At 57.6% G+C, this 8285-nt stretch carries 11 protein-coding genes; 2 read left to right on the top strand and 9 right to left on the bottom strand.

The annotated features are described in order from the left end of the window. Positions 1 to 203: 203 nt before the first annotated feature. From KP22_RS20720 to KP22_RS20760, 9 genes are all read right to left on the bottom strand, one after another. A complete protein-coding gene (locus KP22_RS20720) occupies positions 204 to 773 on the bottom strand; it encodes a histidine phosphatase family protein (protein ID WP_039326180.1) in 570 nt (189 codons plus the stop codon). A 4-nt stretch (positions 774 to 777) separates the two neighbouring features. Next, positions 778 to 1539, bottom strand: a complete 762-nt coding sequence (locus tag KP22_RS20725) for a CbtA family protein (RefSeq protein ID WP_039309039.1) — start codon at positions 1537 to 1539, stop codon at positions 778 to 780. A gap of 10 nt (positions 1540 to 1549) precedes the next feature. Beyond that, positions 1550 to 1759 carry a CbtB domain-containing protein gene (locus KP22_RS20730; RefSeq protein ID WP_039309042.1) on the bottom strand — a complete coding sequence of 70 codons (210 nt, stop codon included), beginning with the start codon at positions 1757 to 1759 and terminating at the stop codon, positions 1550 to 1552. Next, the gene (locus KP22_RS20735; RefSeq protein ID WP_039309045.1) at positions 1756 to 2223 is read right to left on the bottom strand and encodes a nitrile hydratase accessory protein; all 468 of its coding nucleotides are present in this window, start codon (positions 2221 to 2223) and stop codon (positions 1756 to 1758) included. Before KP22_RS20735 ends, KP22_RS20730 begins: the two co-directional genes overlap by 4 nt. Next, positions 2220 to 2873: a nitrile hydratase subunit beta gene (gene nthB, locus KP22_RS20740; RefSeq protein WP_039309048.1), complete on the bottom strand. Its 654-nt coding sequence runs from the start codon at positions 2871 to 2873 to the stop codon at positions 2220 to 2222. The genes KP22_RS20735 and nthB overlap by 4 nt, the downstream gene beginning before the upstream one ends. Positions 2874 to 2888: 15 nt before the next feature. Beyond that, a complete protein-coding gene (gene nthA, locus KP22_RS20745) occupies positions 2889 to 3497 on the bottom strand; it encodes a nitrile hydratase subunit alpha (RefSeq protein WP_039309051.1) in 609 nt (202 codons plus the stop codon). 24 nt (positions 3498 to 3521) lie between these two features. Next, positions 3522 to 5036 carry an amidase gene (locus tag KP22_RS20750; protein ID WP_039326181.1) on the bottom strand — a complete coding sequence of 505 codons (1515 nt, stop codon included), beginning with the start codon at positions 5034 to 5036 and terminating at the stop codon, positions 3522 to 3524. Between the two features lie 135 nt (positions 5037 to 5171). Then, positions 5172 to 5651, bottom strand: coding sequence for a group I truncated hemoglobin (locus KP22_RS20755; protein WP_039309057.1), 480 nt, complete (start codon positions 5649 to 5651; stop codon positions 5172 to 5174). A gap of 55 nt (positions 5652 to 5706) precedes the next feature. Continuing rightward, positions 5707 to 6600 (bottom strand): transporter, encoded by an 894-nt coding sequence (locus KP22_RS20760; protein WP_039326183.1) that lies wholly within the window; start codon positions 6598 to 6600, stop codon positions 5707 to 5709. Positions 6601 to 6998: 398 nt separating this feature from the next. On the opposite strand from KP22_RS20760, the gene KP22_RS20765 reads away from it, so the two are divergent. Together KP22_RS20765 and KP22_RS23095 are read left to right on the top strand one after the other, a co-directional pair. Next, positions 6999 to 7961, top strand: coding sequence for an AraC family transcriptional regulator (locus tag KP22_RS20765; RefSeq protein ID WP_039309063.1), 963 nt, complete (start codon positions 6999 to 7001; stop codon positions 7959 to 7961). Between the two features lie 191 nt (positions 7962 to 8152). Next, positions 8153 to 8285, top strand: a 133-nt coding sequence (locus KP22_RS23095; RefSeq protein ID WP_081923401.1) for a transposase, incomplete at its 3' end; no start/stop codon positions are given.

Genomic DNA, 8285 nt, shown 5'->3' on the forward strand with positions numbered 1-8285 from the left:
GGCTTTGGCCATGGTTCGTGCGCTGAACAAAATGACGAAGGCTGGCATGCCTGCAAGTGTACTTATTGCCTGAAGAGTGGCCTGTTACAGGAAGGCTCGCCTCAAATCTGATTTATTCAACAAAGCCTTAAAGATCATAAAACGTTTACGCCTGTCACCGAATAATACATATGGCTGATATTCATCTGCTGGTGGAAAGTTGTCTATTTGCCAGTTGCGCGGTCTTTCAATACACAAAAATGCCAGCGCCTTCCGTCGCTGTGCAGCTCGGTGATGCTGAGCGGGTGAATGTCGATGCGTGCAAATGACTGAAGTGGTGCACCGAGAACGTCGACGATCATGGCGCGGATTACGGAGGCGGGTACAACTGCACAGTGAAGACCTGGAATATCAACACGTTGAGCTAGCCATGCGGCGCAGCGTGCCAATAACTGAACGCGTGACTCGCCGCCTGGTGGCGCAGCGCCCTCAAGCCAGGCGTGGAACGCTTCGGCATCCTGCGTCATCACCTCGCGTAAGGGCCGACCGGCCCAGAGGCCGTAGTCGGTCTCCGCCAGTTCGGCTGTTAGGGTAGCATGTAAAGAGAGCGCCGTCGTGGTTTGTCGGGCGGCGGTTTCTGGGGCGGTCCAGACACTATGATAACGGGCGGCAATGGAGTGTAACTTCTGCGCGCGTTGCCATTCTCGTGCCTCCAGAGGATCATCACAGGGAAAATGTGAACCTCTGGACGCTGCCGTTTCTCCCTGACAAATTAGCGTAAGCGACGCTCTCATCACATTAACCGCGACGTAAAACCGGCTGCTGTCTGTGTATCGCCGGGGTGCGTTCGGCTAATGCGCCGAACGCCACACCGATGACGCCCCAAAGCACCAGATGCGTGCCGAAGGAACTCATGCGGAAATTCCACAGCAGATCCGCCGGGAAGTGGTCGGACACTTCGTTCACTGTCGGCATCAGCGCGCAAACCACCAGCATCAGCGCCACACCGAACAGCGCAGCCCACATCATCGCATTGCCGCTGCCAAGGCGCGGCGTTAGCTGACGTGATAACCACGCGGCGGAGATGACGATGCCTATGGAAAGCAGCATCATGACGAAGTACAACCCGGTGCGATAGCCGATGGTATCCGGGTTGCCGACTGCGGGCGGATTGGGCGGATATTTCAGTCCTGGCATCAGGCTCATCGCCAGAAAACCGGCCAGCGCCAGACAGAGCGCCAGCACACGCGGGTTCGATGGCCCGATGCGCTGGTAGCTAAAGGCCCACACCAACGCCAGACCACCACCCAGTGCGGCGCCAAACAACGCCATGCCAGCCATCAGGCCGATGCCGGACTGGGTCTGTCGGCTAAACACCTCTTGTTCTTCCCCGCCGCTGTCCGCCGACGCGCCGTGTTGGTGCGTGTGAGCGGACAGACTTTCTTCCAGACCAATCGCGCGATCAACCTGCGGCTCGCCGAAATGGTGGGCAAAGGCAAATGCCACCAGCCCGGCGAGAATGCCAGCCATCATTCCTTTCAATAACAGTTTCCCAATCATGTCCGCCTCCTCAGTGGCAGGGAAAGCCCAGCAGATGACGCGCGTCGTGGAAGAATTCATGCACCTGCGTGCCGGAAAACATCGACGTTGCGCCTTGTTCTGCGCCAACAAAATAGATTGCCAGCAGCGCCAGCAAGGCGGTGAACAGCGCCCAGGGCAGCAGTTCCGCGACAGGAATTGGGGCAGCCGGGGCGTGGGCATTAAGGGTGATATCACTCATGGTGTAACTCCATTGTCGATTTTGCTATTGGAAACATGTGCCGGACTCACCGTTACCGGCACGCCCAGCGGAAGATGATGATGGCTATGTGCTGGCGGGCAACTGGCGTTCGCCAGTACAATCGGCTGGCCGTGAGGCGTGTTGAGATACGCCTCACGCCATTCCTGTGTCCGTCGGCTGATATCATCCGGCACCGCCAGGTTGAGCGCAGTCACCATGTTTTCCATCGCTGCGATCCACTGGCGATAGTAGGCATCATTCACGCTTTCACCCGGTTGCGCCGGCGCTGCTTTGATCTCTTTGCTGAATGTCTGTACCCACTCTGCCCACGGGAATAGCCCGGCCCGATGGAGATGGACTATCAGGGAGAATGCTTTTGCCTGCCAGGGCTTATCGAACACCGGCCCTTCTTCGTCGCGCGGTAGCCCGACAGCGGCATAATCGTGTTGTGTTGCTGTGTTCATGCTTCCTCCAGATAGTCATCCCACAGATCGATGAACACTTTGTCCGGACGTGGCTCCCCCCACAGCTCCTGCGCGGTGAAACTGACGCTATAGACATGTTGAGGATGTTCGCCCAGACCGTGCGCCACAGTATCTGGCGTGATAAACACGCCGTGGGAGATCTCAATGCGACCGACTTTGTCGCGTGCGTAGCGTGGCAGGCGGGTATGGGTGGTCGGGTTGAAATTTTTCGTCCGAACCTGATCCCCTACCCGAAAACGGGGCGCGACATCGTGACTGACGCGGGCAGACCCGCCAGTGCTGACGACCATTGATACCATGTCCTGCGTCAGCACCGCTGTGCCAGGCTTACAGGGAGTCGGTTTCGCGCCCCCCCACAGTTCTTCAACCGTGATCACACCCTTTTCCAGCAGCAGGGTTTCGAATGCGTGCAGCCAGTGCTCGTAGTAACTCGACTCCAGATATTCGGTCGGTGCCATACGTTCGATGGAGTGGCGGAACTCATCGACGTTAAAGTGTCCGCCGACGAATAACGAGGCGAACAGAGGAAAGACACGGCGTTCCCACTCATGATGGAAATAGGGCTCGTTTTCCTCAGTAGGGATCGGGCCAAGGCCGTGCATCCCCCCCAGATCATGTATCCCATTCATGGTTTTCTCCTCTCGTTATGGTGCGCTAACCACACCGGTGCCAATCATCGAATCGCGCGTGATCAGTTCGCTCAACTGCGTTTCGCTCCAGCCGTCTGTACCTGCCGGACGTTCAGGCAGTACCAGATAACGCAATTCGGCGCTGCTGTCCCAAACGCGAATCTCTTTGCTTTCTGGAATGTGCAACCCGAACTCGGCGAGAACGCCGCGCGGGTCGATAACGATACGCGAACGATAGGGCGCTGATTTGTACCATATCGGCGGCAGACCCAGTACCGGCCAGGGGTAGCAGGAACATAGCGTACAGACGGTGACGTTGTGCACGTCCGGTGTGTTTTCTACCACCAACATGTCTTCGCCCTGTATGCCGGAGAAACCCAGTTCCGCAATGGCGGCGGTGGCGTTTTCCATCAGGCGACGTTTGTATTCAGGGTCGCTCCACGCTCTGGCGACAACCTGTGCGCCGTTGCGAGGGCCGACTTTGTGCTCGTAGGTATCAATCAACTCATCCAGCGCAGCCGGGTCGATCAGGCCTTTTTCCTGTAACAGGGATTCCAGCGCGCGGACACGCAACTCGATGTCCGCGGGGGGTTCGGTATGTTCGTGGTCGTGTTTATGGCTCATGTTATGTTTCCCGACAGTTAAAGGTTAAAACTTCCGCCAGTCGCCGCAGGCTTCGAAAGCGGCGGCGGCTTGATAGATAGTGCTTTCAGCGTAGTGGCGCCCTACCAGCATCATGCCCACGGGGAGTCCGTCGACCATGCCGCAGGGGACAGACATGGCCGGGTGACCGGTGACATCCTGTGGGGCAGTGTTGCCGATCATCTCGAAAGCGCGCGCGATGTATTCGGTAATGGAACAGCCAGGGTCTGGCATCGGCTGAGCGACGATAGGCACGGTAGGCATCACCAGTAGATCGAAATCGCTCAGGGCCCGGTCGTAGCCGGCACGTGCCCGACGCGCGATATTCTGCGCCTTGGCGTAGTAGCGGCCGTTATAGCGTTCCAGCCCATACTGGCCGACGAACATGCACACTTTGAGCGACGGGGAGAGAGCATCAGCGCTGTTGCGCCATTGCGCGTGTTTGTCCAGCAGGTTGACGTCGTACTGACCTTCCCAGTTAAAGCCCATGCCGTTGCCGTGCATCATCTGGGCAGTCAAACCTTCGCAGCCGATAGGGGACCACAGCGCGCCCGCCAGACTGTGTTCCGGCACTGAAATTTCGCTAACAGTGGCGCCCAGTTCTTGCAGGCGGGCGATGGCGGCCCGCACCTTTGCGTCGACCTGCGGGTCCAGATTCGGCAACTGGAAGCCTTCTGTCAGAATGCCGATTTTTAGGCCGCGTACACCTTTACCGAGGGCGGCGGTATAGGTCTCTACAGCGGGCGCATGCTGACGCGGGTCAAGTCCGTCACTCCCGGCAATGGTTTCCAGCATCAACGCGTTATCGCGCACATTGGCGGTGATGGGACCGGCATGGTCGATGGTCGCCTCAATCGGCATGATGCCGGTATAAGGCACCAGACCGTGGGTCGGTTTCATGCCGTAGGTACCACAGAAGGCGGAAGGGATACGGATTGAACCACCCTGATCACAGCCAATCGCCATGTTCACCTCGCCAGCCGCCACCAGCGCGGCGCTGCCGGAAGATGAGCCGCCAGCGGCATAGCCATGGCGGTGAGGATTGTGTACCGGGGCCGGGTCGGAGGTGTGGCTGCCGCCGGAGAGGCAGAAGTGTTCGCAAGTGGCCTTGCCCAGAATCGTCGCCCCGGCATCCAGCAGGCGAGTGGCCACGGTCGCGTCGTAGGATGGGACAAAACCTTCGAGTGTGGAGGCTCCGTTCATCATCGGTACGCCGGCCAGCGAGACATTGTCTTTAAGGGCAATGGTCCGCCCGGCCAGTGCGCCCGTCGCCGCACCTTTGACCTCGGTTTTGTAATACCAGGCGTTGAGCGGATTTTCCTCGCCAGTCGGACGATAACCGGCAGCACGTGGATAGCGGACCTCCGGGATGTCGTCGGGCAGGGAGTCGACCAGATCGTAGGCGTCGAAGTTAGCCTGCATCAGCGTCAGATATTCCTCGGCCTGCGCCGGAGTCAGGCTGATATGCAGCCGACTGGCAAGCTCTTGTAGTTGTTCGACAGTGGGACGTTGAATAGCCATGCTGTTTCCTTTTTCTTGTGTTTGCTCATGCACCTGTCTTGAACATAAGCCCGGAATACCATCCCGACTTGGTTATCCGGGTCAGTCGTTTGGCTGAAATGGACACCCACGCAGTCAGTGGGTGTCTGTCAGGTGCTAAGACGGCTTATCGGCCTTAGGCCAGTGGATACCGACACTTTTCATGCCCTTGGTCACGTCCATGTCTGGGTGTGAAAGCACCACGTCGCGATACGAAGGACTGCCGATGACAGCGGGCTTGAATTGGGCCAGGAAGGCGGTGACTTCTTCGCGAATATCCTGCGGTACGTTGAAGTTTTCGTAACACTCGTCGATAGACTCGAATACGGCCTTCCAATGCACCTCGGTCAGACCCATGCCGCGGTGTGCGGTCACCATATCTCGCCCCCGATAGACGGTGTTGCCACCCCAGTGTTTGCACAAGAAATCAACGAAGTTAATGTGCTCTTTCTGGAATGACGACTCGGACACATGCGCCCAGATATGGCCGATGTCGGGATGCTTCATACAGGTTTTCAACACTTCTCCGGCGAAGGCATACACGGCGTCATAACCGCCAAGACGTTCATAGAGAGAGGGTTTTTGTTGTTCGTTCATCGTGGATTTCTCCGTTGCAAGTGAATGGTCGGGGAGGTCGTGGTCTCTGTCCTCATCAGAACAGCTTCATCACGCGCAGGGTGGTGTGTAGATCCTCTTTAAAACCGCCATCGACATTGACGTCTCGCTGGAGCAAGCCCTGAACTTGCACCGTGGGGGTGACGAACTTCGACAACTCCAGACGGACTTGATCCGAACGTGTCGCTTGTCCGTTATCGACGCCGTCGATCTGCTGCTTGCCGCCCCACAATTTGGCGTAACCGGCGGAGACGGTCCAGGTCTTGTCAGCCGGTGGCGTCCAGCTTAGCCAGCCCTGAAATTGGTAGGTGTTATCCTGTTTGAGACGGCCGGTGCCGATACCCGTGGCATCGTCGTTATCGCCATACCACAGCGCATCAGCAGATAACTGCGTGGCGAAGCCATGACCCAGTTGTTGCACGCCGCCGACCTGCAAGTCGAACTTCCAGCGGTTCTCACCAACGTTCAGCGTGCGCCCGGCATCGTAGGAGCCGGCGGGGACGTACAGGTAGGGCACGATAGCGAAGGTGGTGCTGGCGTTATTCACCAGCCAGACCGGGGCGGCCAAAATCGGGTCGCCCAGGCCGCTGGCGGAATCAAGGTGGGCACCGCTCAGAGAGCCGTTAAAGAGACGTCCGTAGGGCATCAGTACCTGCGGTGCGATGGTGAAGCCGCCGACATCCATGTAATGGACATAACGAAAGATACTGACGAAGGAGTCCAGCCCGGTGCCTTGCTTCATTTCGTTGCCCCCGGTGGGGGTAAAGCTGTCGCGTGTGGCGTAGGTGAAATACCCCAGTATGGTGTCAGTATCGGCAGGGGCCGGGATGAGATCCTGGGAGTTGAGATCGACCGCATGGGCCGGGATTGTCGCCAGCCAGAGCGCGCAGGCGCCTAAGCTGATGCGAGATGTGCTGCCGCTAACAATCATAACGTTACCCTCATGTCTGATGTCTTTTTTTATGTCCCGGAACCAACGTGGCCGGAAGACCTTACGGTTACTGATACTAGGGAGAAATTTGTTGCGTACTTGTTTCAGAAGGACAATCGTTTGGCTGGCAGGGACAACGGGCGCGCAGGCTGAAAAGGCCGTAGCGTGATGGTCTTTCGTAGTGCAGGCGCGCACGCCTGGAGTGCGGTTCCTACTTTTCGATACCACCCACGACATGAGAGGCCAGGTGTGCCGACGGATTTTCCGCAATATTTGCAGTGAATTAGCGCAGATGCGCGTGAGAGATGAATAGTGAATCTACGTGCTGGCACGATAGTTGCGTCCTGTGAATACATTTGCATTGTTTATGCGGGATTCACGGCGTGAGGTGATAAATTATGAATAGCATGCAGTCTGCGGGCAGCATCTACTATTCGACCGTTGGCGTTGCAGAGTCGCGCCGCTTCGAATACTGGAACGACGTAGTGTTACGTCACTGCATTCCGGCCGCCAGTGAACCGCAGGCAGGAGTGGACTTTGACGCCCGGCTTGCGGTGCGCGGGGTGGGCATGGTGGATATCTGTTCGTTGTCCGCGCCGTTGCACCGCTGGGATCGCACTGCCCGTTATCTGAGAAAGGGCCCAGACGACGATCTGTGGCTGGGCTATATGCAGGGAGGGTACGGCCAGCTTGAGCAGGGGGGACGCAAGGCGGCGCTGGTGGCGGAGAGTCTGGTGCTCTACGACGCCGCCCAGACTTTCCGTTTCAGTTTGGGCGGGCACGATAACCATCTGGTGCGGGTCCCCCGCCATCTGCTGAGCGGCCGTTTGCCGGGGATTGAAAACCTCACCGCTGTGGTGCTGGATGACCGTCGCCCCGGCGTGATCCCGCTGCGTGAAATGCTGCGTCAGGCGACGGCGATGACCGACTGTCTGGAAAACCCGGATATTTCCGGTCGTTTCTCCCAGACGCTGCTGGATCTGCTGGTGCTGAGCCTGGAATTGCAGGATCTGGATAATGTTGGTGCTGAGCGAGATCTTTATGCCCGCATGATGAATTACATCAGGCGGCAACTTGTCGAGCCTGATTTGAACATCGAGAGTCTGGCACGGGCGCACCACGTTTCCGTTCGCACCGTCACGCGCGCTTTCGCGCGGAATAAGAAAACGCCGATGGCAGTGATTTGGCAGGAGAGACTGCGGGCGAGCCGCGAAGCTATCGAACGCGGAAAGGTAAAAAGTGTGTCACAGGCGGCACTGGATTTCGGCTTCTCCGACTTCTCTCATTTCAGCCACGCCTTCCGCAAAGCCTTCGGCGTCTCGCCTCGCTCCCTGCTGTCCAGAGAGAGGCAAAGTTTGTGATGCGTTATCACGCGTGCGGCTTTGTTGAATAAATCGAACTTTTGCTGAACACCAGGATCAGATCTCGCATCATCCTGACAACACAGGCAGTTACATGGCAAAGCACAAGTTCAGTATCACTAAGTGGAGTGATCTGTCCTTGATTTAGTACCCACCTTGTTTTCAAATCAGTCAACGAAAGCGAGGTCACGATGACAAGACAACAATATCCCCCGGAGTTCAAGCGCAGAGCCGTGGCGTTACTGCTCGAAAGCGGCAAGTCTGTTGCCCGTCTGGCACAGGAGCTTGATATCAAAGAGAACACCCTCTACAACCGGAAAAAAC

It is taken from the genome of Pectobacterium betavasculorum (assembly GCF_000749845.1).
GTDB classification, from domain to species: Bacteria; Pseudomonadota; Gammaproteobacteria; order Enterobacterales; family Enterobacteriaceae; genus Pectobacterium; species Pectobacterium betavasculorum.

Excerpts from the sequence above, each read along its gene's own strand:
- KP22_RS20730 (WP_039309042.1), bottom strand. The coding sequence starts at position 1,759 with ATGAGTGATATCACCCTTAATGCCCACGCCCCGGCTGCCCCAATTCCT.
- nthA (WP_039309051.1), bottom strand. The coding sequence starts at position 3,497 with ATGAGCCATAAACACGACCACGAACATACCGAACCCCCCGCGGACATC.
- KP22_RS20750 (WP_039326181.1), bottom strand. The coding sequence starts at position 5,036 with ATGGCTATTCAACGTCCCACTGTCGAACAACTACAAGAGCTTGCCAGT.
- nthB (WP_039309048.1), bottom strand. The coding sequence starts at position 2,873 with ATGAATGGGATACATGATCTGGGGGGGATGCACGGCCTTGGCCCGATC.
- KP22_RS20760 (WP_039326183.1), bottom strand. The coding sequence starts at position 6,600 with ATGATTGTTAGCGGCAGCACATCTCGCATCAGCTTAGGCGCCTGCGCG.
- KP22_RS20720 (WP_039326180.1), bottom strand. The coding sequence starts at position 773 with ATGAGAGCGTCGCTTACGCTAATTTGTCAGGGAGAAACGGCAGCGTCC.
- KP22_RS20765 (WP_039309063.1), top strand. The coding sequence starts at position 6,999 with ATGAATAGCATGCAGTCTGCGGGCAGCATCTACTATTCGACCGTTGGC.
- KP22_RS20735 (WP_039309045.1), bottom strand. The coding sequence starts at position 2,223 with ATGAACACAGCAACACAACACGATTATGCCGCTGTCGGGCTACCGCGC.
- KP22_RS20725 (WP_039309039.1), bottom strand. The coding sequence starts at position 1,539 with ATGATTGGGAAACTGTTATTGAAAGGAATGATGGCTGGCATTCTCGCC.
- KP22_RS20755 (WP_039309057.1), bottom strand. The coding sequence starts at position 5,651 with ATGAACGAACAACAAAAACCCTCTCTCTATGAACGTCTTGGCGGTTAT.